The 24,595-nt window shown below is 73.6% G+C and carries 23 protein-coding genes; 10 read left to right on the forward strand and 13 right to left on the reverse strand.

The genetic code is table 11. The annotated features are described in order from the left end of the window. Nucleotides 1-4: 4 nt before the first annotated feature. Nucleotides 5-1,087: a DNA polymerase domain-containing protein gene (locus ACYVKX_RS08660; RefSeq protein ID WP_460830776.1), complete on the reverse strand. Its 1,083-nt coding sequence runs from the start codon at nucleotides 1,085-1,087 to the stop codon at nucleotides 5-7. 22 nt (nucleotides 1,088-1,109) lie between these two features. Here ACYVKX_RS08660 and msrB point away from each other — a divergent pair, with 22 nt between their 5' ends. Beyond that, entirely contained in the window at nucleotides 1,110-1,526 is a 417-nt protein-coding gene (gene msrB, locus ACYVKX_RS08665; RefSeq protein WP_460830778.1) for a peptide-methionine (R)-S-oxide reductase MsrB, read from the forward strand. 74 nt (nucleotides 1,527-1,600) lie between these two features. Here the strand turns inward: msrB and hemQ are convergent, their stop codons facing one another. Together hemQ and hemG are read right to left on the reverse strand one after the other, a co-directional pair. Next, nucleotides 1,601-2,302, reverse strand: coding sequence for a hydrogen peroxide-dependent heme synthase (gene hemQ / locus ACYVKX_RS08670; RefSeq protein ID WP_460830780.1), 702 nt, complete (start codon nucleotides 2,300-2,302; stop codon nucleotides 1,601-1,603). A 108-nt stretch (nucleotides 2,303-2,410) separates the two neighbouring features. Continuing rightward, nucleotides 2,411-3,739, reverse strand: coding sequence for a protoporphyrinogen oxidase (hemG, locus tag ACYVKX_RS08675; RefSeq protein WP_460830783.1), 1,329 nt, complete (start codon nucleotides 3,737-3,739; stop codon nucleotides 2,411-2,413). A 184-nt stretch (nucleotides 3,740-3,923) separates the two neighbouring features. On the opposite strand from hemG, the gene ACYVKX_RS08680 reads away from it, so the two are divergent. The 3 genes from ACYVKX_RS08680 (at nucleotide 3,924) to ACYVKX_RS08690 (ending at nucleotide 5,758) form a co-directional block, all read left to right on the forward strand. Beyond that, complete coding sequence (locus ACYVKX_RS08680; RefSeq protein WP_460830785.1) at nucleotides 3,924-4,115, forward strand: type II toxin-antitoxin system HicA family toxin; 192 nt, start codon at nucleotides 3,924-3,926, stop codon at nucleotides 4,113-4,115. Continuing rightward, a complete protein-coding gene (locus ACYVKX_RS08685; RefSeq protein WP_460830787.1) occupies nucleotides 4,108-4,749 on the forward strand; it encodes a hypothetical protein in 642 nt (213 codons plus the stop codon). The genes ACYVKX_RS08680 and ACYVKX_RS08685 overlap by 8 nt, the downstream gene beginning before the upstream one ends. A 67-nt stretch (nucleotides 4,750-4,816) precedes the next feature. Then, nucleotides 4,817-5,758 (forward strand): DUF4349 domain-containing protein, encoded by a 942-nt coding sequence (locus ACYVKX_RS08690; protein WP_460830789.1) that lies wholly within the window; start codon nucleotides 4,817-4,819, stop codon nucleotides 5,756-5,758. Here the strand turns inward: ACYVKX_RS08690 and hemE are convergent. Further along, entirely contained in the window at nucleotides 5,712-6,734 is a 1,023-nt protein-coding gene (hemE, locus tag ACYVKX_RS08695; RefSeq protein WP_460830791.1) for a uroporphyrinogen decarboxylase, read from the reverse strand. The two genes, ACYVKX_RS08690 and hemE, sit on opposite strands and share 47 nt — an antisense overlap. 71 nt (nucleotides 6,735-6,805) lie before the next feature. On the opposite strand from hemE, the gene ACYVKX_RS08700 reads away from it, so the two are divergent. Both ACYVKX_RS08700 and ACYVKX_RS08705 read left to right on the forward strand, forming a co-directional pair. Then, entirely contained in the window at nucleotides 6,806-7,444 is a 639-nt protein-coding gene (locus ACYVKX_RS08700) for a DUF3000 domain-containing protein (protein WP_460830794.1), read from the forward strand. A 1-nt stretch (nucleotide 7,445) separates the two neighbouring features. After that, nucleotides 7,446-8,708 carry an HRDC domain-containing protein gene (locus ACYVKX_RS08705; RefSeq protein ID WP_460830796.1) on the forward strand — a complete coding sequence of 421 codons (1,263 nt, stop codon included), beginning with the start codon at nucleotides 7,446-7,448 and terminating at the stop codon, nucleotides 8,706-8,708. Between the two features lie 241 nt (nucleotides 8,709-8,949). On the opposite strand, the gene ACYVKX_RS08710 is transcribed toward ACYVKX_RS08705, so the two are convergent. Further along, nucleotides 8,950-10,317, reverse strand: a complete 1,368-nt coding sequence (locus ACYVKX_RS08710; RefSeq protein ID WP_460830799.1) for an ABC transporter substrate-binding protein — start codon at nucleotides 10,315-10,317, stop codon at nucleotides 8,950-8,952. A gap of 106 nt (nucleotides 10,318-10,423) precedes the next feature. On the opposite strand from ACYVKX_RS08710, the gene ACYVKX_RS08715 reads away from it, so the two are divergent. Then, nucleotides 10,424-11,164 carry a hypothetical protein gene (locus ACYVKX_RS08715; RefSeq protein WP_460830802.1) on the forward strand — a complete coding sequence of 247 codons (741 nt, stop codon included), beginning with the start codon at nucleotides 10,424-10,426 and terminating at the stop codon, nucleotides 11,162-11,164. A gap of 130 nt (nucleotides 11,165-11,294) precedes the next feature. Here ACYVKX_RS08715 and ACYVKX_RS08720 read toward each other — a convergent pair whose 3' ends face one another. Next, nucleotides 11,295-11,891, reverse strand: a complete 597-nt coding sequence (locus tag ACYVKX_RS08720; RefSeq protein ID WP_460830804.1) for a hypothetical protein — start codon at nucleotides 11,889-11,891, stop codon at nucleotides 11,295-11,297. Between the two features lie 9 nt (nucleotides 11,892-11,900). Beyond that, nucleotides 11,901-15,698: an ATP-dependent RNA helicase HrpA gene (gene hrpA / locus ACYVKX_RS08725; protein ID WP_460830806.1), complete on the reverse strand. Its 3,798-nt coding sequence runs from the start codon at nucleotides 15,696-15,698 to the stop codon at nucleotides 11,901-11,903. A 236-nt stretch (nucleotides 15,699-15,934) separates the two neighbouring features. Between hrpA and ACYVKX_RS08730 the strand changes: the two genes are divergently transcribed. Continuing rightward, nucleotides 15,935-17,455 (forward strand): FAD-dependent oxidoreductase, encoded by a 1,521-nt coding sequence (locus ACYVKX_RS08730; protein ID WP_460830808.1) that lies wholly within the window; start codon nucleotides 15,935-15,937, stop codon nucleotides 17,453-17,455. Nucleotides 17,456-17,480: 25 nt separating this feature from the next. On the opposite strand, the gene ACYVKX_RS08735 is transcribed toward ACYVKX_RS08730, so the two are convergent. Together ACYVKX_RS08735 and ACYVKX_RS08740 are read right to left on the reverse strand one after the other, a co-directional pair. Then, nucleotides 17,481-18,164 (reverse strand): GAP family protein, encoded by a 684-nt coding sequence (locus ACYVKX_RS08735; protein ID WP_460830810.1) that lies wholly within the window; start codon nucleotides 18,162-18,164, stop codon nucleotides 17,481-17,483. Between the two features lie 105 nt (nucleotides 18,165-18,269). Continuing rightward, entirely contained in the window at nucleotides 18,270-18,869 is a 600-nt protein-coding gene (locus tag ACYVKX_RS08740; RefSeq protein ID WP_460830812.1) for a TetR/AcrR family transcriptional regulator, read from the reverse strand. 156 nt (nucleotides 18,870-19,025) lie between these two features. Here ACYVKX_RS08740 and ACYVKX_RS08745 point away from each other — a divergent pair, with 156 nt between their 5' ends. Then, nucleotides 19,026-19,877, forward strand: coding sequence for an SDR family NAD(P)-dependent oxidoreductase (locus ACYVKX_RS08745; protein WP_460830814.1), 852 nt, complete (start codon nucleotides 19,026-19,028; stop codon nucleotides 19,875-19,877). Between the two features lie 100 nt (nucleotides 19,878-19,977). Here ACYVKX_RS08745 and ACYVKX_RS08750 read toward each other — a convergent pair whose 3' ends face one another. Continuing rightward, nucleotides 19,978-21,345, reverse strand: coding sequence for a threonine/serine exporter family protein (locus ACYVKX_RS08750; RefSeq protein ID WP_460830818.1), 1,368 nt, complete (start codon nucleotides 21,343-21,345; stop codon nucleotides 19,978-19,980). Between the two features lie 76 nt (nucleotides 21,346-21,421). Between ACYVKX_RS08750 and ACYVKX_RS08755 the strand changes: the two genes are divergently transcribed. Then, nucleotides 21,422-21,934, forward strand: coding sequence for a DUF402 domain-containing protein (locus ACYVKX_RS08755; RefSeq protein ID WP_460830988.1), 513 nt, complete (start codon nucleotides 21,422-21,424; stop codon nucleotides 21,932-21,934). On the opposite strand, the gene ACYVKX_RS08760 is transcribed toward ACYVKX_RS08755, so the two are convergent. Genes ACYVKX_RS08760 through ACYVKX_RS08770 form a run of 3 tightly spaced genes read right to left on the reverse strand, consistent with a single transcriptional unit; the run spans nucleotide 21,928 to nucleotide 24,465 of the window. Next, nucleotides 21,928-23,028: a DNA polymerase IV gene (locus ACYVKX_RS08760; protein WP_460830822.1), complete on the reverse strand. Its 1,101-nt coding sequence runs from the start codon at nucleotides 23,026-23,028 to the stop codon at nucleotides 21,928-21,930. The genes ACYVKX_RS08755 and ACYVKX_RS08760 overlap by 7 nt on opposite strands. Continuing rightward, nucleotides 23,025-24,122 carry an FUSC family protein gene (locus ACYVKX_RS08765; protein WP_460830826.1) on the reverse strand — a complete coding sequence of 366 codons (1,098 nt, stop codon included), beginning with the start codon at nucleotides 24,120-24,122 and terminating at the stop codon, nucleotides 23,025-23,027. The genes ACYVKX_RS08760 and ACYVKX_RS08765 overlap by 4 nt, the downstream gene beginning before the upstream one ends. 37 nt (nucleotides 24,123-24,159) lie before the next feature. Next, nucleotides 24,160-24,465 carry a hypothetical protein gene (locus ACYVKX_RS08770; RefSeq protein WP_460830829.1) on the reverse strand — a complete coding sequence of 102 codons (306 nt, stop codon included), beginning with the start codon at nucleotides 24,463-24,465 and terminating at the stop codon, nucleotides 24,160-24,162. Nucleotides 24,466-24,595 lie beyond the last annotated feature (130 nt).

Consider the following 24,595-nt stretch of genomic DNA (forward strand, 5'->3'; position numbering starts at 1 on the left):
CGCCTCACTCGACCCGGTTGCCCTGCTCGTCCCAGTGCTCGGCGACCTTCTTGCTGGGCTGCACGCGCGGCGGCTCGCCGGGCATCTTGGGGTAGTCGGGCGGGAAGTTCAGCTCGCCGCCGGGCAGCTCCTCCCAGAGCTGGAGCAGCGGCTCGAGCGAGTACGCCGTCTCGTCGATGCTCGCCCAGGGGTCGCCATCGGAGGCGAGCCGCTCGGGCACGGTGAACAGGTTGAAGCCACGCGGGTCGGTGAGGCCCGCGAGCTCCTCCCAGGTCACCGGCGTCGACACCGGGGCACCGGGCAGCGGGCGCAACGAGTAGGCCGAGGCGATGGTGCGGTCGCGGTTGTTCTGGTTGTAGTCCACGAAGATGCGCGCGCCGCGCTCCTCCTTCCACCAGTCCACCGTGACCCCGGAGTCGCGGCGGGCCAGCTCGCGGCCGAAGCCGATGGCCGCGTGCCGGACGTCGGTGAACTCCCACGCCGGCTCGACCCGCACGTAGACGTGGACACCGCGGTTCCCGGAGGTCTTCGGGTACCCGCGCAGGCCGAGCTCCTCGAGCAGCTCCCGGGCGACTCCGGCGACCCGGACGGCGTCGGCGAACGACGTACCGGGCTGGGGGTCGAGGTCGATGCGCAGCTCGTCGGGGCGGTCCACGTCGGCGCGGCGCACCGGCCACGGGTGGAAGACCAGCGTGCCCATCTGTGCGCACCACACCGGCACCGCGATCTCGGTCGGGCAGATCTCCTCGGCCGTGCGCCCCGAGGGGAAGGTGATCTCGACGGACTCCAGGTAGTCGGGAGCGCCCTGGGGCACCCGCTTCTGGTAGAACGCGTCGGCGTCCCTGTCCTGCGGGCCGGTCGCCAGCCTCATCCCCTCGCGTACGCCGTTCGTCCACCGCTCGAGCGCGGTCGGCCGGTCGCGCAGCGCCCGCATCAGCCCGTCCTCGACGCTCGCGAAGTACTCCGCGACCATCAGCTTGGTGACCTCGGGCGTCGTGTCCGTCGCCTCGTAGACCACCCGATCCGGGCTGGACACGCGGACGGCGCGCCCGCCCGCCTCGACCTCGGCCGCTGGGGTCTTCGCCATGCGGCCAACCTACAATCGCCGCATGGCCTACCACGTGGAGAAGACCGACGAGCAGTGGCATGAGCAGCTGACGCCCGAGGAGTACGCCGTCCTCCGCCAGGCCGGCACCGAGCGCGCCTTCACCGGCGAGTACACCGACACCGAGACCACGGGCGTCTACCGCTGCAGGGCCTGTCAGGCGAAGCTGTTCGAGTCCGACACCAAGTTCCACTCCGGCTGCGGCTGGCCGTCGTTCTACCAGCCGCTGCGCCCAGCGGACGGGGCGGAGACGGTCGAGTACCTCGAGGACACCTCCCACGGCATGAAGCGGGTCGAGGTCCGCTGCGCCAACTGCGGCTCGCACCTCGGCCACGTCTTCCCCGACGGCTACGGCACCCCGACCGGTGACCGCTACTGCATCAACTCGATCAGCCTGACCCTGGAGCCGGCCGACTCGTAGACCGTCGTACCTCCGTGAGGACCCCTGAGTACGTGTTGAGAAAGGGATCGGCCGACCCCTTTCTCAACACGTACTCAGGGCAGCCGGTCGACGAGGTCGGCGATGCCGACGCGGGCGCCGGTGTAGAACGGCACCTCCTCGCGGACGTGGCGCCGCGCCTCGGAGCCGCGCAGGTGCCGCATCAGGTCGACGATCCGGTGCAGCTCGTCCGCCTCGAAGGCGAGGATCCACTCGTAGTCGCCGAGCGAGAAGCTGGCCACGGTGTTCGCGCGGACGTCGGGGTAGTCGCGGGCCATCTTGCCGTGGTCGGCGAGCATCCGCCGGCGGTCGGCGTCCTCGAGGAGGTACCACTCGTAGGAGCGGACGAACGGGTAGACCGAGACGTGCGCCTTCGGCTCCTCGTCGCTGAGGAACGCCGGCACGTGGCTCTTGTTGAACTCCGCCGGCCGGTGCAGCGCCAGCTGCGACCACACCGGGTCGAGGCGCTGGCCGAAGGCCGTACGGCGGAACCGGTTGTACGCCGCCTGGAGCTCCTCGGAGGTGGCGGCGTGCCACCAGACCATCAGGTCGGCGTCGGCGCGCAGGCCGGAGACGTCGTACACGCCCCGCACCACCACGTCGGCCTCGGCGAGCTCGGCGAAGAGCCGCTCGACCTCGGCTCCCTCCGCGTCGCGGTCCGCGTCGTCGCCCATCGGATCGGCGAGCGCGAACACCGACCACATCGTGTAGCGGATGCCCTCGTTGATCTCCCGGGCCCGCTGCGCCTTGGTGCTCATGGTCCCATTGTGCAAGCCGGCCGTCCGGAGGGGACGGGCGGGATCGTCGTCGGTGGCGCACGCACCTGACGCAGATGTCGTCAGCGCGGCGATTTCACGACACGTGCGTCAGGTGCGCGAGACGACGCCGAGCTCGCGCGCGGCCCAGTGCGCCGAGGCGATGACGGCGGGGATGCCGACGCCGTCGTAGGCAGCACCGCAGACCGCGAGGCCGGGGACGGCGGCGACGGCGGCGCGGATGCGGGCGACCCGGTCGAGGTGGCCGACGGCGTACTGCGGGAGGCCGCCGCCCCACCGCTGCACGTGGGTGTCCACCGGGTCGGCCGCCAGGTCCACGGCCGAGCGGAGGTCGGCGAGCGACCACGCGACGAGCTCCTCGTCGGTGGCCTGGAGGGCGGCCTCCTCGCCGTACCGGCCGAGCGAGGTCCGCAGGAGCAGCAGCCCGGCGCCGGCGGCGCGGACCCAGCCCCACTTGGAGAACGAGAACGTCGCCGCCTTGATCCGGCGCCCGTCGACCGGCGGCACGAGGAACCCGGACGAGTCCGTCGTCGCGAGCTCGGGCGCCGAGGACTCCCGGAAGGCGAGGGTCACCACGGCCATCGAGGCGTACTCGATCCGCGCCAGCTCCGCCGCCGCCGCGGGCGCGACGCCGGCGAGCAGCCGGGCCGCCGGCGCGGCGGGTACGGCGAGCACCACGGCGTCCGCCTCGACCGGCTCGGGGCTCGTGGTCGGTCCGACGGTCAGCGCCCAGCCGCGCTCGGTCCGGCGCAGCTCGCGCACGGTCGCGTCGGTGCGCACGTCCAGGGGGGAGGCGAGCGTCTCGGTCAGCCGCCCCATGCCACCGGCGATGCCGGCGAACACCGACGCGTCCGAGTCCGGCTGCACCACCGAGCCGGTCTCGGCGAGCGTCGCCAGCCGGGGGACCGTCGCGCGGACGGAGAGGAGCCGCGAGTTGCCGGCGTACACCCCGCCGAGCAGCGGCTCGACGAGCCGGTCGGTGACCTCGGCGCCCCACCGCGCGTCGACCAGGTCGCCCACGGACACGTCGCCCTCGACCGGCCCCGGGACGAAGGAGCGGAACCGCGCCAGACCGTCGGCCGACAGCACCGAGGCGGCACCGGCCGCGTCGAGCGGCACCCCCATCAGCGAGCGGGGCAGCGGCCGCAGCGCACCACCGGTCCAGATCCGCGAGGAGGCCGGCGTGGGGTGCTCGATCGGCAGGCCCGTCGAGGTCGCGAGAGCGACGCCCTCCGGACGCCGGTTGAGCATCGCCTCGGCACCCACGTCGACGAGGACCCCTCCGACGAGGGCCCGGTGCAGCTTGCCGCCGACCCGCGCCGACCCCTCCAGCACGACGACCTCGTGACCGGCCGCGACGAGGTCCCGCGCCGCGGTGAGACCGCCGATCCCGGCGCCGACGACGACCACCTTGCTCACCCGTCGAGTCTCGCAGAGCCCGGACGACCGGCTTTCCACAGGCCGCACCTGACGATCGGCGAGGAGACGGCGCCGTTGCCTACGATCCAGCCATGAACCACGCCGTGCGCGACGGGGCCTGTCCATGAGTCCCGTCGCACCGGGGTTCAAGGCGATGAGAGCCCGGAGGCTGCGGACTCTCCTCATGAAGGAGCTCGGGTACACGATCACCAGACAACGTGGATCACACCGGCAGATGGACGCGCCCGGTCTCGGCAGGGTGGTGTTCGCCTTCCACGACGGCGACGAGATCGGCCCGGCGATGGTGAGGGATATTCTCGTCAAGCAGGTCGGCCTCAGCCTGGAGCGCGCCAAGGAGGTGGTGAGGGATGCCTAGCTCGACCAAGACCGTGCGGGCCGTTCACATCTTCGTCACCGAGGACCAGCCTCACGGCTACTCCCTGACGTCACCTCAGGTCCCGGCGCTGGCGTTCGGACGTCCGACGCTGACCGAGCTCAGGGCGGACCTGAGGGCCGCGCTCGACTTCGCCGGCGCTCCCTCCGATGCTCCGGTCGAGAGTCACTTCCAGCTCCGCGGCGAGGGGGCCCACGGCGAGGAGTTCGTACTGCGGTGGAGCATCGACGACCACGCCGAGCAGAGGCGCGAGGTGGTCGACCGGCTCTGGGGCCTGCTCACCTCCGATCCGTACGGAGAGCGCGTCTTCGACGGCCTCGAACCAGACGCGATGGGCGTCTACACCTTCGTCTGCTGCCTCGCGACGGACACCGTCGGCTGGGTTGTCGAGCAGATGGATGAGCGCGGAGACGTTCTGGGAGACGTTCTGGGAGACGTTCTGATCGTCTCGACGGCAGTGGCCGATCAGATGGTGTTCACCGTCCAGATCGCGGGCAACGGTCACCGCGACTGGCCGAGCGTGGCCGAGCGAGGGTGGAGCCTCGAGACGACCGTCGGTGAGCTCATGCAGAGTCTCGAGACCGGCGGCGCCGAGCCCGTCGCGGTGCGCGTCTGACGACGAGACCGGCCATCGTCGCGCACCGGCCCGGAACCGAGCCCGCGAGGGCCGCGTCCCAGACGGCATGAAGCCGCGCACCGCCGTCGTTCCCGCCGTCCTTCTCGCCGGTCTCCTCGGACTCGCCGCCTGCGGCGGTGGCGGTGGTGACGGGTCCGACAGCGGGGCGAGCAGCGAGGCCGGCGGGTCGGCCGACGTCGCCGCGGCGCAGGCAGACGGAAGGTCGACGCTGAGCTCCACCTACGACGCCTTCACCGCCCGGGGACCCGCCGACCAGGAGAAGCCGGTCCAGGTGCAGCGCTCGGTCATCCGCAAGGCCAACGTCGAGCTGCGCTCCGACGACGTCGGCAAGGCGCAGTTCGAGGTGCAGCAGCTCACGGACCGCCTGTCCGGCCAGGTGTCCCAGGAGGAGACGACCACGGACGACGACGGGAAGCCGGCGTACACCCGGATGGTGCTGCGGATCCCGACCGACAGCTTCGCGACGGCGATGGACGACCTCAAGGCCGTCGACGGCGCCGAGCTGGTGTCGGCGTCGTCGGGCGAGAACGACGTCACCGCCAAGGTGATCGACACCCAGACCCGGCTCGCGGCCCAACGCCGCAGCATCGCCCGGATCACCGTGCTCTTCGACCGGGCCCAGAGCATCCGCGACATCGTGCGGATCGAGTCCGAGCTCTCCCGGCGGCAGGCCGACCTCGAGTCGCTGGAGCGGCAGGCGGCCTACCTGCGCGGCCAGACCTCGATGTCCACGATCACCGTCAGCATCGACCAGACCCCGGCGAAGGCGAAGAAGGACACCGACGACGCCGGCTTCGTGACCGGGCTCAAGGCCGGCTGGGACGCGCTGGCCACGTCCGCGGTCGGGCTCGCCACCGCCCTCGGCGCGCTCCTGCCGTGGCTGGTCGTGCTGGGGATCGTCGGGATCCCGGCCCTGCTGATCTGGCGCTCGCGCCGCCGGGTCACTCCGACACCGGACGACCCTGGACAAACTCCGTCAGCCGCTTGAGCTGATCGGGGTCGGTCGACGGGATCACCCCGTGGCCGAGGTTGAAGATGTGGCCCGTGGCCGCCCGGCCGGCCTCGACCACCTGAGCGGCCCGGTCGAGCATCACCTCGGTCGGCGCGAACACCAGCGTCGGGTCGAGGTTGCCCTGCACGGCGCGGCCGCCCACCTGGCCGATCGCGTCGGCGAGCGGGGTGCGCCAGTCGACGCCGACCACGTCGGCGCCGGCCTCGCCCATCAGGCCGAGCAGGTTCGCCGTACCGACGCCGAAGTGGATGCGCGGCACGCCGAGCCGGCCGACCCGTGCGAGGACGTACGCCGAGTGCGGCATCACCTGCGTCCGGTAGTCGTCGGGCGCGAGCGCGCCGGCCCACGAGTCGAACAGCTGGACGGCGGCGGCGCCCGCGCCGACCTGGACCTCGAGGTAGGCCGCCGAGATGCCGGCGATCTTGCGCATCAGCGCGTCCCAGACGTCCGGGGCGCCGAACATCATCGCCTTGGTCCTCGCGTGCTCCTTCGACGGCCCGCCCTCGACGAGGTACGACGCCACCGTGAACGGCGCCCCCGCGAACCCGATCAGCGGGGTGCCGCCGAGCTCGCCGACCAGGCCACGCACGGCCTCGGCGACGTAGGGCACGTGCTCGGGGGTGAGGTCGGGGATCGCCGCGACGTCCGCGAGCGTGCGGACCGGGTCGGCGACCACGGGTCCGATGCCGGGCTCGATGTCGAGGTCGACGCCGACGGCCTTGAGGGGGAGCACGATGTCGGAGAAGAAGATCGCCGCGTCCACGCCGTACCGGCGCACCGGCTGCATGGTGATCTCCACGACGAGCTCGGGGTCCATGCAGGACTCGAGCATGCCGACGCCCTCGCGGACCTTCAGGTACTCCGGGAGCGAGCGGCCCGCCTGGCGCATGAACCACACGGGTGTGTGCGGCACCGGCTCGCCCCGGGCGGCCCTGAGGAACGCGCTCTCCACGGGTGAAGCCTCGCAGGTCGACCGGCGTGTTCGCACATCGGGATCGCGCGGATCGACCTACTGTGACCTCTATGGTCGTCGGTCAGGAGACGCACCCGGGTACGGGTGCGGGCGCCGCGCCCCAGGAGTTCCGGGACGCGGTCGCGACCATGCACGCCGCCCGGCTGCGGCCCGAGATCCTCTGCGAGGAGATGCCGGCGCCCCAGCGGATCGCGCCGTACGCCTCCGCCCTCTCCGCCGACGTGACCGTCGACGACACCGACGTGGGCACCGGCCGGATCATCCTGCTGCACGACCCCGCCGGGAACGACGCGTGGGAGGGCACCTTCCGGTGCGTGGCCTACGCCCGCGCGGAGGTCGACGTCGAGCAGGCGATCGACCCGATGCTCGCCGCGGTCGGCTGGTCGTGGCTGACCGAGGCGCTGGAGGCGCACGGGGCGTCGTACGCCGCGATCTCCGGCACCGTCACCCGGGTCTCGACCGAGAGCTTCGGCGGGATGGCCGACGAGGGCGGCACCGCGCAGATCGAGGTCCGCGCGTCGTGGACGCCGCTCCAGCCCGAGGACGCACCGGACCTGGCGCCGCTCGACCTGGCCCCGCACGTGGAGGCGTGGGGCGAGCTGCTGTGCACGGCCGTGGGGCTGCCGCCGGTCCCGGACGGTGTGGCCGTGATGCCGAGCCGCCGCGGACAGCGGGGCTCGGGACGCTGAGATGACCTCGGACCAGACTCCGGAACCGCCCCTCCTCACCCTGCGCGACGGCCTCCCCCCCGTCGTCGAGACCCGGGCCGGGCTCGCCGAGGTCTGCCGCCGGCTGGCCGCCGGCTCCGGTCCGGTCGCGATCGACGCCGAGCGGGCGTCGGGCTACCGCTACTCCTCGCGCGCCTACCTGATCCAGCTGCGCCGCGAGGGCTCGGGCACGTTCCTCGTCGACCCGATCCCGTTCGGCTCGCTGCCCGAGCTCCAGGAGACGCTCGCGGGTACCGAGTGGATCCTGCACGCCGCGACCCAGGACCTGCCCTGCCTCGCCGAGGTCGGGCTCACGCCGTCGGCGCTGTTCGACACCGAGCTCGCCGGGCGGCTGCTCGGCTACCCCCGCGTCGGTCTCGCCACCCTCGTGGAGAGCCTGCTCGGCGCGCGGCTCGCCAAGGAGCACTCCGCGGTCGACTGGTCGACCCGGCCGCTGCCGTCGCCGTGGCTGGAGTACGCCGCCCTCGACGTCGAGGTGCTGGTCGAGCTGCGCACGCTGATCGCGGCCGAGCTGGTCGCGGCCGGCAAGGACGAGTGGGCGCGGCAGGAGTTCGAGCACCTGCGCGGGTTCGAGCAGCCGACCCGGGTGGACGCCTGGCGGCGTACCTCCGGCATGCACAAGGTGCGCGGGCGCCGCGGCCTGGCCGCCGTCCGCGAGCTCTGGGAGACCCGCGACGCGATCGCCGAGCAGCGCGACGTGACCCCCGGCCGGATCCTCCCGGACTCCGCGATCGTCGCCGCCGCCCAGGCGATGCCCGCCGACAGGGCCGCGCTGCTGTCGACCAGGGGCTTCCGCGGCCGCGGCGCGGAGCGGTACGCCGCCCGCTGGGTCGCCGCCCTCGACCGGGCCGCCGGGATGGACGACGCCGAGCTGCCCGCGCGCTCGCCGCGCGGCGACGGTCCGCCGCTCCCCCGCGCCTGGGCCGAGAAGGACCCGGTCGCCGCCCGCCGGCTCGCGATCGCCCGCGACGCGATGGCCGCCCGCGCGGCCGAGCTGGACCTGCCGGTCGAGAACCTGCTCACCCCGGACCACCTGCGGCGCACCCTCTGGACGCCGCCCGCGACCCGCGACGCCGCCGATCTCGGCCCGGCCGTCGCCACCCAGCTCGCGGGGTACGGCGCCCGGCCGTGGCAGGTCGAGATCGCCGGCCCGATCCTCGCCGACGCGATCATGGCGGCCGAGGGGGAGCCTGCCCCTGAGGCCACGGAGCGCCGATCCCGGTAGCCGGTAGGTCTGCGAGGACGTGACCCTCACGCGGGCCCGGACCGACCCGGCCAGACCAGTCGCGGGCGGCACCTCAGCGAAGCGGGAGGTAGCCGACCCGGTCAACCCGGTCTTCGGCCTCACTCGCCTCGGCGATCAACGCCAGCTCGTCGATCACCGGGTTCGAGCCCGTCGACCACCAGGAGGTCGCCGAGATCCGGAGCCGCCGTACGCGTAAAGGTCTGGGTATGCTCGCGCCCGGTCACTCCGACGACTCGGTCGGGGACGGGTCGGGGGTGTACTCGGGGTCGAGGATCGGCTTGGACGTCTCGTCGATCCGGGCGGTGATGCCGTCGAGGTCGAGCACGCCGACGCCGTACACGAGCTGCTCGAGGTCGGGGCGGACCGCCTCCTCCAGCGCGGGCAGGGTGTCGACGAGCGGGCCGAGCTCCATCGCGCGGACGGCGGAGTTGAAGACCGACGCGTTCAGCGGCTGGCGGCCCGGCTGGAGGAACGCGTCGGAGAGGGCGACCTGCAGGTTGGCCGGCGCGAGGTAGCCGGTGCGGGCCACGACGTCGACCGACCGGGCGGAGAGCTCGTGGACCATGAAGTCCGCGGCCGCCGGGGTGCTGGCGGCCTTGCGGGACAGGCAGAGCGCGGAGACGTCGCCGACCGTGGCGGCGCCGTCGAGCACCGGCATCGGCAGCACGTCGAACTGCAGGCCGGGCACCAGCCGCAGCTGCGGGGTGAGGTCGCGGTAGCCGGCGATCATGCCGAGCTTGCCGCGCTTGAACCAGCTGAGCGCCGAGCCCTGATCGAGCTGCTCGGGGTCGAGGGTGACCTGCGGGTTGCGCAGCAGCTCGAGCGTCCGCTCGAGCGCGGACCTCGAGTCGTCGCTGGAGAGCGCCAGCGACTTGGGGTCGCTCCCGTCGTCGAAGACCGAGCCGCCGCCGGACTCGACGAACGGCGAGAGGCCGGGCAGCGTCGCGGCGATGTGCACGCCCTTGGTGCCGCGGCGGGGGCGGCTGGCGAACTCGGCCGCGGCCGTGAACTGCTCGAAGGTCCAGCTGGTCGCCTCCGGCTCGGGAGCGTCCAGGCCGCGGGCCCGCATCCGCTCGAAGTCCACGAGCTCGGTGTTGTAGTAGATGACCATCGGCGAGACGGCGTACGGCATGCACTGGAGCCGGTCATCGGCGCTGAACGCCTGGATCGCGTCGCGCGAGTAGCCGTCGCCGAAGGGGACGCCGCGCGCGTCGAGGAGCTCGTCGACCGGCTGGGTGTACTTGTTGTCGAGCAGCCAGCGCAGGTCGGTGCGGGAGGCGAGGAACACGTCGGGTACGTCGCCGCCGTCCTCGATCGCGGCCCGCATCTCCGCGCTGGTCGCCCAGTCCTGCAGGCGCACCCGGGGGCCGTCGGTCTGGCGGTTCCACTGGTCGACCGTGGCCTGGAAGGCGTCGACCTGGGCGGACGGCCCGTAGACGCCGAACGTGAGCGACGAGGGCGGGGGCTCGGTGGTGCTCGGCGCGGGCCGCGGCTCGTCGGCGCCGTCGCTGCAGCCCACCGCGGCCAGGATGAAGCCGAGCGCGGTGAGTGCCCCGACCGCCGTCCGGCGCACCCGGCTCCCCCTCACCCGACCTCCTCCGTCCGCCCTGTCCGCCCTCTAGTCCGCGTCGCGGGCCACCCTAACGGAGTGTCGGAACCCGGCTGGGACGCCCTGGCTCCCTACGATGGTCGCCGTGTCTCGGGTCCTCCTCGTCGCGGTGAGCCTCGCCGCCGCGCTCACACTGGCCGGCTGCGGCTCCGAGGGCGGTACGCCGGACGGCGCGCCCGCTCCCGAGGCGAAGCCGGGCCGCACCCACGCGCCGAGACCGGCGCCGAGCGCGACTCCCCCACCCCCGACTCCCACGACGACCGCCACGACGACCGCCGCGCCCACCCGCTCCGCGCAGCGCCGCAAGGTCGGCGTCCTCGCGCCGCTGGCCCGCCCCGCCACCGACACGCACCTGCTCGACGCCGCGCGGCTGCCGACGTTCGCCGGCCACACCTGGAAGGTCAGCCCCGCCGGCGGCCCGGGCGCGGTCGGCGCCTGCCAGAAGACCCCGCTGGAGACCATCGGCGCGGTCGAGGCCGCGAGCCGCCGGTTCACCGCCGACGACGGGCTCGCCGCAGTCCAGGTGGTCGCCCGGTTCGTGGACGCGAAGTCCGCCTGGCGCGCCCATCGGGTGCTGGTCGCCTGGCGCGAGGACTGCGAGGAGCGGGTGCGCGACTCGACGGTCGGCCCGCTCCGGCCGGTCACGGTCGCCACCGGCACGGCCGACAGCTACCTCGGCTCGTACCGCGCCCGCGCCGCCGGGCTGGGCATCCTGCGCAGCGGCAGGTACCTCACGCTGGTCGAGATCGCCGCCGGCCGCGAGGCCTACCCCACGACGTGGGACCCGGCCCGCGTGGCCGTGCGGCGGATCGCCCGGACCTTCTGACGACGCCTTCTGACAAGGAGGAGTACGCCGGGCCGGGAGCGCCTCACGGCGCGTGGCCGCTCGCAGCGGCTGATGTTGGGACCCGGGGCTGCCGCGGTCCGGCGTACTCCGTCGCCGAGTCTAACCCAGCTCATCCGAGCTCGTGGGCGAGTTCGGCGTGCCCGGCCGCCTCGAGCTGCTCGGAGAGCAGCAGCATCCGCTGCACCTCCGCGGTCGTCGCACTGCCGAGCACCGCCCGGCCGGTGACGACCACCCGCGCGAACGCCGCCGCGCGGAACAGCACGTCGGCGAAGTCGCTCCCGGCGATGCCACGGAGCACCTCGTCGACCATCGCCTCGAGCTGCTCCGGCCCGGGCGGGTCGGCGACGCCCGCGACCACCCGCGCGACCTGGGCGCCGTGCCGGCCGGCCTCGAACTCAGCGGCGACACCGGCCGGGTCGGCGTACACCCACGAGCGCAGCAGGTAGAGCCGCCACAGACAGCCGGCGAGCGAGTCCGCCGGAGCGCCCGACCACACCTCGGCGATCGCCTCGATGCCCTCGGTGTCGGCGAGGTGCAGCAGCCGGTCGGCGACCTCGGCGTCCCCGGACTCGCGGGCGCCGCGCACCAGCAGCGCCGCGGCCCGGTCGGCCGCCTCGCTGACCAGGGCGGGGTCGGTGCCGCCGACCAGCGCCTCGAAGAAGCCGCCGCCCGGAGTCATCGGGCGGTGGTGGTGACGCTCGCTCACCTCCCCAGGCTACGGCGTCAGGCTGCGTCGGATGCGCTGGTCGCTGACCGGTGCGGGCGTGCCGAGCTGCTGGGCCCACAGCGAGACGCGGTACTCCTCGAGCGCCCACCGCACCTGCCGCAGCCGCTCGCCGGGCGGCCGGCCATCGGGCAGCGCCGCGAGCTGGTGCAGGTAGGCGTCCTGCAGGTCGGCGATCCGGTCCATCAGCTGCCGGTCGCGGTCGACCCCGCCGTCGAGCCTCTCGCGGCGCTGCTCCAGCGCGGCGAGGTACGTCGGGTAGCGGCGCAGCTGGGCCGCACCGGCCTCGCCGACGAACCCGCGGTGCACCAGCCGCCCGAGCTGGGCGCGCATGTCGGTGAGCGCCGGGAGCAGCATCATGTCGGCGCGGCCGCCGAGCGCCCTCTCGGCCCGGCGCCACGCGTCGAGCACCCGCGCCACGTCGGCCATGACGCCCCGCAGCTGCGCCTCGAGGTCGCGGCCAGCCGCGACCCTCAGGGCTGTGTACGACGCCTCGTCGCGCACCGGCGGCCGGGCGTCGACCGCGGCGCCCACGACGGCCGCCCGGACGTCCTCGAGCAGCTCGGCCACGCTGGGGTACGGCGAGCCGGCGAGGCCGAGCTTCTCGGCGTTGGTCAGGCCGTCCAGCAGCCGCTTCACCGGGCTCTCCAGGTCGATCAGCAGCAGGCGGCGTACGCCCAGGCGGTGCCGGGCCTCCTGCTCCTCCGCGGACCCGAACACCTGCAGCCCGACCGTCGCGCCCTCGTCGACCAGAGCCGGGAAGACCTGCACCTCGTGGCCGGCGCGGCGCTGCGTGAACGAGGCGTCGATGGTGCCGAACACCCACGTGGTCTCGCCGCTGCGCGCCAGTCCGCTCTCGGTGCCGACCTCGCGCATCGCCTCGGCGAACCTCGGCCGCAGCGGCTCCTTGAGCGCGTCGAGGTCCTTGCCGCGGGCCTGCTCGCGCCCGTCGTCGCCGAGGACGCGGTACGTCGGGCGCAGGTGCTCGGGCACCTTGGCCCAGTCCCAGGCGTCGCGGGGCACGACCACGCCGGTGGTCGCGCGGCACCACCGCTCGAGCGCGTCGAGGAGCGGCTCGTCGCCGGGCGGGACGGCGGCGAGGAACTCGCGCGCCTTGTCGGGCGCGGGCACGAAGCTGACCCGCAGGCTCTTGGGCAGGCTGCGGATCAGGCTGGTGACCAGCTCCTCGCGCAGGCCGGGGACGTTCCAGGAGAAGTCGTCGGCCTCGACCCGGTTGAGGGTCGCGACCGGTACGTCGATGGTGAGGCCGTCGTCGGCGGCGCCCGGCTCGAAGTGGTAGCTGATCGGGAAGGTCAGGCCCTCGCTCTCCCAGCGCTCCGGGTAGTCCGCCGCGCTGATCTCCGCGGCGGTGTCGTGGGTGAGCATCGCCGGGTCGAAGGTGAGCAGCCGACCGTCGCGCTGCCGCTCCCGCTTCCACCAGCTGTCGAAGTGCGCGCCGCTGACGACGTCGGCCGGGATCCGGGCGTCGTAGAAGTCGAAGAGCGTGTGCTCGTCGACCACGATGTCGCGGCGGCGGGCGCGATGCTCGAGTTCCTCGGCCTCCTCGAGCAGCCGGCGGTTGGTGTCGAGGAACCTGTGGCCCCCTCGATGAGACTGCGCCCACTCGCCGTACACGAGCGCGTGCCGGATGAAGAGCTCGCGCGCCAGGGCGGGATCGACCCTGCCGAACGAGACGAGGCGGTCGGTGACCAGCGGTACGCCGTACAGCGTGACGCGCTCGTGCGCGACGACGGACGCGCGCTTCTTGCTCCAGTGCGGCTCCGAGTAGGTGCGCTTGACCAGGTGCGCGCCGATCCGCTCGGCCCACTCGGGCTGGATGGCGGCGTTCTGGCGGGCCCAGAGGCGGCTGGTCTCGACGAGCTCGCCGGCCATGAGGAACGGTGGGCTCCTCCGGTGCAGGCCGCTGCCGGGGAAGATCGCGAACCGCGCGCCGCGGGCGCCGAGGTACTCCCGCGGCCCGCGCCGGCCCTTCTCGCGGACCTCCAGCAGCCCGATGTGGCTGAGCAGTCCGGACAGCAGCGCCTGGTGGATGCCGTCCGCGTCCTGCCCGAGATCGGAGGGAGCGTCGGCCGGGTGGCCGACCGCGATGCCCATCTCCCTGCAGACCTGGCGGAGCTGGGACTCGAAGTCCTGCCACTCGCGCACCCGCAGGTAGTTGAGGAACTCACGCCGGCACATCCGGCGGAACGCCGAGGAGGACAGCTCCTGCTGCTGCTGCCTGAGGTAGCGCCAGAGGTTGAGCCAGGCGAGGAAGTCGCTGCCCTCTGTTGCCATGGGTTGGACCTTGAACCGGGCGTGCTGCTGGTCGGCCTGGGCCCGCAGCTCGGCGGGTCGCTCGCGCGGGTCCTGGAGCGAGAGCGCGGCCGCGATCACGATGACCTCGCGCACGCAGCCGAGCCGCTCGGCCTCGAGGATCATCCGGGCCAGGCGCGGGTCGATCGGCAGACGCGCCAGGCGTCGTCCGACCTCGGTGAGCCGCCCCTCCCGCAGCGCGCCGAGCTCGTCGAGGAGCTGCACGCCGGACTGCACGTTGCGCCGGTCCGGCGGCTCGACGAACGGGAACCGGCTCATGTCGCCCAGCCCGAGCGACGTCATCTGGAGGATGACGCTGGCCAGGTTGGTCCGCAGGATCTCCGGGTCGGTGAACTCCGGCCGGCCCGCGAAGTCCTCCTCGGAGTAGAGCCGGATCGCGATGCCCGCCTCGACGCGGCCGCAGCGGCCGGAGCGCTGGCTCGCCGAGGCCCGGCTGATCGGCTCGATCGGCAGCCGCTGGACCTTGGTCCGCACGGAGTAGCGGCTGATCCGGGCGACACCGGTGTCGACGACGTACCGGATGCCGGGCACGGTCAGGCTCGTCTCGGCGACGTTGGTGGCGAGGACGATGCGGCGGGTCGCGCTGCCGTGCGAGGAGAAGACGCGGTGCTGCTCGGCGGCGCTCAGCCGGGAGTAGAGCGGCAGGATCTCGACCGCCCCTCGGTGATCGAGCCTGTCGAGATCCTTCAGCGCGTCCGCGGTGTCGCGGATCTCGCGCTCGCCCGGCAAGAACACCAGGACGTCGCCCGGCCCCTCGGCCGAGAGCTCCCTGACCGCCTCGACGATCGCCTCGGTCTGGTCGCGGACGACGACCTCGCCCTCGTCGTCCTGCTCGTCGAGAGCCATCAGCGGGCGGTAGCGGATCTCGACCGGGTAGGTGCGGCCGGACACCTCGACGACGGGCGCGTCGAAGTGCTTCGCGAACCGGTCGACGTCGATGGTCGCCGAGGTGATGACCAGCTTGAGGTCGGGCCGCCTCGGCAGCAGCCGCTTGAGGTAGCCGAGCAGGAAGTCGATGTTGAGGCTCCGCTCGTGGGCCTCGTCGACGATGATCGTGTCGTAGCGCCTGAGCATCCGGTCGCGCTGGAGCTCGGCCAGCAAGATGCCGTCGGTCATCAGCTTCACCCGGCTGCGCTTCGAGGTGCGGTCGGTGAAGCGGACCTGGTAGCCGACCAGGTCGCCGAGCTCGCTCCCCAGCTCGCTCGCGATCCGCTCGGCGACCGAGCGCGCGGCGATCCGCCGCGGCTGGGTGTGGCCGATCATGCCTCCGCCGGATCCGGTACGGCGGCCGCGGCCGAGCTCGAGGCAGATCTTCGGCAGCTGGGTGGTCTTCCCCGACCCGGTCTCCCCCGCCACGATCACCACCTGGTGGTCGCGGATCGCGGCCGCGATGTCCTCACGGCGCTGGGTGACCGGCAGCTCCGGTGGGTAGGTGATGCGGAGCTCCTCGGACATGACCACCCCATTGTGCCCGCCGACTCGGCGCGTCTTGCCCGCCAGGGACCGCCGAGTCGGCGCGTCTTGCCCGCCATGGCCCGCCGAGTCGGCGCGTCTTGCCCAGGTCCTGTGGACGGCGCGGGCAAGTTGCGCCGAGTCGCGCCCCTCTCAGCGGGCAAGTTGCGCCGAGTCGCGCTCTCTCGGCGAGCAAGTTGCGCCGAGTCGCCGATAGAACGTGTTCTAGTATGCGGACTATGGCGGAGGCGGAGGCACGGGAGTACGACGTCGTCGTGGTCGGATCGGGTGGGGGCGCCATGACCGGGGCGCTCCTCGCGCAGAGGGCGGGGCTCGACACGGTGGTGGTCGAGAAGACGGCCCTGCTCGGCGGCACCTCGGCGTACTCCGGGGGTGCGTGCTGGCTGCCCGGCAGCGCGGTACAGCGGCGGGCGGGGATCGCGGACTCGACGGAGTCGGCGCGGGAGTACCTCGGCGCGATCCTGGTCGACCCGGACGAGGTGAGGGTCGCGGCGTTCCTCGCGCACGCGCCCGAGCTGGTCGCGACACTGGAGGCCGACGACGCGATCGAGTTCGAGTGGCTGCCGTTCCCCGAGTACTACGACGCGCCCGGCCGGGTGCCGTCCGGCCGGTCGATCCAACCGACCGACGTCAGGCGCGGCGACCTGCCCGAGCTGGTCGGCGCCCTGGTGCGGCCGCCGGTCGAGCGCGACCGCGCCGGCGAGGGCGGGCGCAGCACGCTCAGCGGCGGGCAGGCGCTGATCGCGCGACTGCTCGACGGGTTCCTGCGCGACGACGGCACCGTGCTCACCGAGCTGCCCGTGACCGGGCTGGTCCTCGACGGCGACCGGGTGGCCGGCGTCGCGGGCATGACGCCGGAGGGGCCGGTCGAGATCCGCGCCCGGCGCGGCGTGCTGGTCGCGGCGGGCGGGTTCGAGGGCAACTCCGCGCTGCGCGAGGAGCACGGCGTCCCCGGCGACGTCGCCTGGACGATGGCACCGGCCGGCACCAACACCGGCGAGCCGATCGAGGCCGGCGCGGCCATCGGGGCGGCGACCGACTACCGCGGCCTGGGGTGGTTCTGCCCGGGCCTGGCGCAGCCGGACGGCGGCGGGTCGTTCACGCTCGGCTTCCGGTCCGGGCTGATGGTCGACGCGACCGGCCGGCGCTACGCCAACGAGTGCCTCCCCTACGACCGGTTCGGCCGGATCATGGCCGAGGCGCCCGAGCGGATCCCGTCGTGGTTCGTCTTCGACTCGCGCGAGGGCGGCCGGCTGCCGGCGATCGCGATGCCCGAGGGCGACCCGGCCGCGCACCTGGCGGCCGGCACCCGGGTGCGGGCGGACTCGATCGCGGAGCTGGCCGGGCGGATCGGCGTACCGGCCGAGGCGCTGGCCGCGACCGTCGAGCGGTTCAACGGCTTCTGCGAGAGCGGCGTCGATGAGGACTTCGGCCGCGGGGACGACGAGTACGACACGTTCTTCTCCGGCGGGCAGGGCCCCAACAAGGCCCTGACGCCCTGCGACCAACCGCCCTTCTACGCCGCCCGCTTCGTGCTCTCCGACCTCGGCACCAAGGGCGGCCTGGTCACCGACGAGCGCGGCCGGGTGCTGCGCCAGGACGGCGGCCACATCCCGGGCCTGTACGCCGCCGGCAACTCGGCCGCGTCCGTCTTCGGCGCGGTCTACCCCGGCCCGGGCGCGCCGCTCGGCTCGGCGATGGTCTTCGCCTCGCTCGCGGTGCGCGACCTCCTGGACTGACTCGAGGGCTGACTCGGGGGCCGAGTCAGAACAACAGCCGGCCGACGGCGTCGCGGGCGACCAGGAAGCCGACGATCCCCAGCACCCAGGCGGTCGCCTCGCCGCCCACGCGCTCCAGCCACGCCGAGAGCCGGTCGAGCAGCGGCTCGACCGGCGAGCGCAGCGCCACCCGCACGCCGAGGAGCCCCAGCGCGGGCAGCACCATGACCAGGCAGTACGCCGCCAGCACGGCCGTCTGCGCCGGCAGGCCGAGGTCACCGCCCGCGAGCAGGCCCAGCGCACCGAGGTAGGGCAGCATCGTCGCGACCTCGAGCGTGGCCGCGAGCAGCGCGAGCCCGACGACGCCGGAGAGCGACGCCCCTCCCCCGGCGGCCCGGTCGCGCCAGCGCAGCACCCGGCCGGATCCGCCCGTGCCGACCCGGAAGCTGGCCGCGAACAGCGCGACGCCGAGCGCCAGCTGCACCCACAGCACCACCGGCGAGTCGGCGAGGCCCTCGCCGATGCCGTCCGCCAGCGCGCTGCCGCCGCGCAGCAGCACGAGCCCGACCAGCAGGTAGAAGGCCGCGACCATGCCCAGGAACACCAGGATCCGGCCGGGCCGAAGGCCGTGCGGTGAGGTCATCAGCCAGAGCGGGATCAGCAGCGTCCCGAAGCTGGTGGAGTCGACCAGGGCGAGCCCGGCCAGGGTGAGCAGCAGTGCGAGGTCCACGGTCTCAGCCAACCGGCCCGGCCGGCACGGCGCATCGGCCGGCGGTCGAGACTTTGGTAGGTGCTTCCCGCGGGCTGCTGCCCGCACTCCTCGCGACGGTCGACGTCAGCCGGTGACCTCGACGATCGCCGGCAGCGAGGCGGCCATGATCCCGAGCAGCTGGTCGCGGGTGATCCCGCGCGGGTCGGCGATCCAGGAGAGCACCAGCTCCTCCACCATCGCCGACCAGCCGCGCACGACCAGCCGGGTCGCCGGGGTGTCCGCGATGATGTCGCCCTGCGCGTCCTCGCGGAAGATCCGGCCGTTGAGCGCCGAGCGCGCCTCCTCGTAGATCTCGCGCAGCGTCTCGTTGCCGCCGGCGGCGGCCTTGACCAGCGACAGATAGCCCTCGTAGTTGTCGACGACGTAGTCGAGGTACGCCGCCAGCGAGGTGACCATCCGCTCCAGCGGCTCGCCCTCGGCCGGTGGCGCGGTCTGCGCGATCAGGTCGTCCGCCGCGCGCCGTACGACCGCCTCGTGGAAGGCGTGCTTGCTGCCGAAGTAGTGGTAGAGCAGCCCCCGGGAGATCCCGGCCTCCTCGGCGAGGAGGTCGATCGAGAGCTGGTCGAGGGAGCGGTGGGCGAGCAGCCGGACGCCGAGGTCGAGTAGCTGCTCGCGGCGCTGCTCCGGGGACAGGCGGGTGCGCGGCGGCGTACTCTGGCTCACGCCCGCCACTCTATTGACGTCTGTTCAATAGCGCCAGTACCGTCGCGACATGCGGGTCCAACACCTCATCGTCGGGGCGGGGTTCGCCGGGCGGTGCCCGGCGATCAGGCTGCAGGAGGACGGCCTCCTCGTGATCGAGAGGAGCCTGGAGGCCGGATGAAGAGCTTCGACGACAAGGTCGTGGTGATCACCGGAGCCGCGTCCGGCATCGGCCGGGCGCTGGCCCTGAACCTCGCCCGCAAGGACTCCCTCCTGGCGATCTCCGACGTCGACGACGCCGGGCTCGCCGAGACGGTCGAGCAGGTGCAGGCGGCCGGTGCGCGGCAGGTGCGCTCGGACCACCTCGACGTCGCGGACCGGGCGGCGTTCGCGGCGTACGCGACGTCGATCGCCGACCACTTCGGCCGCGTCAACGTGGTCGTGAACAACGCGGGCGTCGCCCTCGCCGGGAACCTCGAGGACCTCGAGTACGGCGACATGGACTGGATCATGAGCATCGACTTCTGGGGCGTGCTGCACGGCACCAAGGAGTTCCTGCCGCACCTGATCGCGTCCGGCGACGGACACGTCGTCAACATCTCCTCGCTGTTCGGGCTGATCTCGATGCCCGGCCAGAGCATGTACAACGCGGCCAAGTACGCCGTGCGCGGCATGTCCGAGGCGCTGCGCGAGGAGATGCTGGTCGCCGGCCATCCGGTCGGCGTGACGGTCGTCCACCCCGGCGGCGTCAAGACCGCGATCGCCCGCAACGCGCGGGTCTCCGCGCGCGAGGACAAGGAGCGCACCGCGAAGCTCTTCGACGAGAGGCTCGCGAGGATGACGCCCGAGCGGGCCGCCGAGATCATCGTCAGGGGCGTGCAGTCGGGCAAGGCGCGGGTGCTCGTCGGGCTCGACGCGCACGCGATCCACCAGCTCGCGAAGCTGACCGGATCGCGCTACCAGGACATCGCCGCCAGAGCCGCCGGGCGGCTCGGCGTGGGCTCGCCGCGAGGCGCCGACTCGGCGTGACTTGCCCGCCAGGAGAGCCCGAGTCGGCGCAAGTTGCCCGGGCTGTGGACAAGACGCGCCGACTCGGCGCCCTCAGATGGGCAAGACGCGCCGACTCGCGCTAGGGATGGGCTCTGCGGGAGGACGACCGTCGCCTGGAGGTTCTCACCTTCAGCGGGCCGACCAGGCGCGGGCCAGCGAGCCGGCTCTCGAGCTTGTGCGCCTCGCGGCGCAGCGGCTGGGCGACGTACTCGCCGAGGATCACGCCGGCGGCGAGCGCGGTGGCGATCGAGGCCGCGGTGATGAGCGCCAGCAGGCCCGAGGAGGTGGCGAACCCGCCCTCGGTCAGCAGGCTCAGGCCGCGGTAGATCGAGAGGCCGGGCAGCATCGGCACGACCGCGGACACGACCACGACGAGCGGCGGCACCCGCAGCCGGCCGGCGACGGTGTAGCTGACCAGGCCGACGAAGAACGCCGCCAGCGCGACCGACCAGGTCCCGCCGAAGCCGCCGAGCACGACGCCCTGCGAGATCAGCATGGCGACCGCCGCGACCAGACCGATCGGGACGAGCGTGCGACGCGGCGCGTAGGAGGCGAACGCGAACGCCGCGGCGCAGATCGTGGCGCCGAGCGCCATCACGGAGACGTCCTTGAGGCCCGTGGGCGCGCCGGGCTCGATCGCGCCGACGTCCACCCCGAGGACGTCGGCGACCGTGAGGCCGCCGCTGACGCCGGCGATGATGCCGCCGGTGGCGAGCAGCGCCTCGGTGAGCCGGGCTCCCGCGGTGATGTAGAAGCCCGAGAGGGCGTCTTGGAGGGCGCCCATGAAGCCGATGCCGGCCAACAGCATGATCAGGTTCGCGGTGACGACCAGTGACGGGTCGAGCTCGAGGCTCGTGGACTCCGTCGCGGCGCTCGCCGCCACCGCGATCAGCGTCGCCACCGCGCCGCCGGCGACCTGACGATAGAAGAACGGTAGCCGCTGCCGGGCCATCGCCAGTTGAAGCCGGTCGATCGCGATGGCCGCGACCGCCGCGATCACCGCCACCATGACGCCGCCGCCGAGCTGCACGCCGACCCCGGCGGCCATCAGGCCCCAGCCGATGGTCGCCGCCCAGCGGGGGAGCGTATGGCCGGAGGACACGATCCGCGCCAGCCGGCTCCGCGCCTCCTTGAGGTCCACGTCGCCGCGCAGCACGTCGCGGACCAGGTGGTCGACGAGGGTGAGGTCCTCGTAGTCGATCTCGCGCTGCTTGACCTGCCGGATCAGCACGACCGACGGCTCCTCCGGGTCCTGCTGAATCGACATCGAGAGCGAGGTGAACGTGACGTCGACGTCCGGGTTGCGCACGTCGTACTGCCACGCCAGCGCCTGCATGGTCGCCGTCACGTCCGCGGCGCCGGCGCCCGAGGAGAGCAGCACCTCGCCGACGCGGAGGCAGAAGTCCAGGGTCAGGTTGAGCTCGCGGGCCGCCACCATGACGGTCATGGTGGCAGGCGGCTGGTAGACAGGTCACGTGCCCCCACCGTCCGGCAGAGCAAGCGGTGACCGTGTCCGCGTCGTGATGTCGAAGTGGGGCGGCCGGCCGCACTGGGAGTTCGACGCGACGTACCTCGGCAGCGACGAGCACGGCGACTGGCTGGGCATCCCCGCCGGCACCGGGATGAGCCGCCCGGGGGCGGACTACGTCGCCCCGACGCACCAGGTCGGCCTGGTCCCACCGCCCGGCCCGGACGCGGAACGCGGCTGGCTGGCCACGATCCACGACGTGGGCGGACCGGTCCGGGTGTACGTCGACATCACCACTCCTCCGATGTGGGACGGCGCGGTCGTGCGGGCGGTCGACCTGGACCTGGACGTGGTCTGCGGGCCGACCGGGCGGGTGTGGGTCGACGACGAGGACGAGTTCGCCAGGCACCGGGTGGCGTACGGCTACCCGGACGAGGTGGTGCGGGGTGCACTGGCCTCGTGCGAGCGGGTGCTCGCCCTCGTCGCCGACGAGGCGGCGCCGTACGACGGCAGCGCCGCCGGGTGGCTCGCCCGCTTGGGGGATCTGCTGCGAGCCGGGCCTCAGTAGCCTCCGTCGGGCGGCACCATCTCCAGGCGTACGCCGAGCAGCCGCACCGGCCGGTCGCGATCACCCGCGTCGAGCCTGTCGAGCAGCGACACCGCCACCGCCTCGAGCGCCGCCGGGTCGTTGGTCGGTGCCGGCAGGGTGCGGCTGCGGCTCACCGTGGAGAACGGCCGCAGCCGGACCTTGAGGCCGACCCGCACCGCCGGGCGGCCCTCGGTGTCGATGTCGACGAGCGCCCGCCGGGTCAGTGCCCGGACCGCCGCCTCGATCTCCTCTCGCGTCTCGAGATCCTCCTGGAAGGTCTCCTCGCGGCCGTGCGCCCGCGGCACCCACGGCGTCGCGTCCACCGGACTGGTGTCCACGCCGCGGCCGAGCCGGTGGTACCACGGCCCCATCGTCGGGCCGAGCTCCGCGGCGAGCACCCGGGCGTCGGACTCGGCGAGCTGCGCGACCGTGTCGATGCCGAGCGCGGCGAGCTTCCTGCCGGTCTTCGGCCCGATCCCCCACAGCGCCGTGGTCGGCCGGTCCCCCATCACCTCGAACCAGGTCTCGCCGGTCAGCTCGCCCACGCCCCGCGGCTTGCCGAGCTCGGTCGCGATCTTGGCGCGCAGCCTGTTGTCGCCTACCCCGACCGAGCAGTGCAGCCGCGTCGTGGCGAGCACCGCCGCCCGCACCTCCTCGGCGAACGCCCGCGGGTCGCCGAGGTCGCCGTGCCCGGCGCCGGCGGCGAGGAACGCCTCGTCCCAGCCCAGCACCTCGACCACGACCGGTACGCCGCCCCAGGCCAACCCGCGCAGGGTGTCCATCACCTCGACGGACGCGGCGTCGTACGCCTCGTGGTCGACCGGCAGGAACACCGCCTCGGGGCACCTGCGCACCGCGACCCGCAGCGGCATCCCGGAGCCGACGCCGAACGCGCGGGCCTCGTACGACGCCGTCGACACGACCCCGCGCTCGGTCGGGTCGCCCCGGCCGCCCACGATCACCGGCCGTCCGGCCAGCTCGGGCCGGCGCAGCACCTCGACCGCGGCGATGAACTGGTCCATGTCGACGTGCAGCACCCACGGCTGGGCTGCCTCCTCCGTGGAGGCGCTCATCGCGGCGGCGGCAGCGCGTCGGTCGACTCGAGCTGGTCCATGCCCGTGACCATGAGCAGGTCGACGACCACCGAACGCAGCTGGGCGAGCACCGCCTCGGCTGCGAGCACATCGGTGCGGTCCACCTGGCCGGTCGCGTCGGCGACCGACAGCAGCGCCGGCTGGGCGTCCGTGGCCAACCGGTTGTCGGCGAGCTCACCGGCGACCTCGTCGGCCGCGTCGGCGAGATCCAGCGCGAGCAGGGAGTAGGCCCGCGGCACCGGCCGCCTGCGGTACGCCGCGACCGCGGTCTGCCGCACCAGCACGCGCGTGCTGCGCAAGGCGCGGTCCAGCGGGTCGACCAGCTCGGCCATCTTGCGCAGGCCCGCGCGGTGGCGCACCCGGAACGGCGAGGACTCGACGACCGAGAGGCCCTCGTCCGCGGCGTCCTGGAGCTCGCGGATGAGGTAGTCGGTCGAACGCGCGTCGGCGAGCAGTTCCATCGCGCGGTCGGACTCGCCGTCGGCCATCACCTCACCGGCTGCCCGCAGCAGCGCGGAGATCTTCCGCACCACCACCGCGGCCTGCTCGCGCGGCCGGCGCAGCGGAGCCGCGGGGACGACCGTCGCGGCGACCAGCGCCACCGCACCGCCGATCAGGGCGTCGGTCCAGCGGGTGAACGCCTGACTCGGCCCGACCGCCAGCCCGGCGATCACGATCGACTGCACCGCCGCCTGGGTGACGAACAGCGGCCCGCCGGCGAGCAGCAGCGCGGCCGACATCGCGAGCGCGACGATCAGCCCGATCTGCCAGCCGCCGGAGCCCAGCCACACCACCAGCAGGTCGGCGAGGAACACGCCGACGGCGACGCCGACGGTGACCTCGACGACCCGCCGCAGCCGCTGGCCGTAGGACGTGCCGAGCGCCACGACGGCGGCGACCGGGGCGAAGAACGGGCTCGGATGTCCGAGCACGTCCGCCGCGACGAACCAGGCCACGGCCGCGGCGACCGCACACTGACCGAGCTGCCAGGTCTTCGCCTGGAGCCGGCGGACCCGGGCCCGGATGGATGTGCGACCGCGGTCCCACATCCGGTCCAGGTGGCCCGCCTCCATGCGGGCGATCCTGCCACGGCGGCGTACCCCTCCCGGATCACTGGGCGTTGGCCCAGTCCAGCGCCTGCTTCAGGTCGCCGAGGTCGCGGTACCAGGTGCGGACCTCGACCCGGCAGCGCACCCGATCGATGCGGGCGTCGTACTCCGAGCACTCGGCGCGCGCCTCGGAGTCGGTGGGCGGGTAGCGCCCCGACCCGTCGTAGTAGGTGATCTCGAAGCCGTTCTCCTTGTCGCCGGTCACCTCCACGATCGTGTCGCCCGGCGGCGGGTCGACCGCAGCGCGAGCGGCGGCGCCTCCGAGGCAGATCCCGAGGACGAGGGCGATGCACGCAATCCATTTCATGGCGGCGACGCTAGGCGCGAGGACGGACGGTTCGCCGGGGCGCAGGACGGTGCTGTGGAGCGCCGCGCGGGAAGGCCGGGCTGTGGACGATCAGCGGGCTGGACCCCGGCCTGCTTGTGGCGGTCGCCAC

It is taken from the genome of Nocardioides hungaricus (assembly GCF_054782915.1).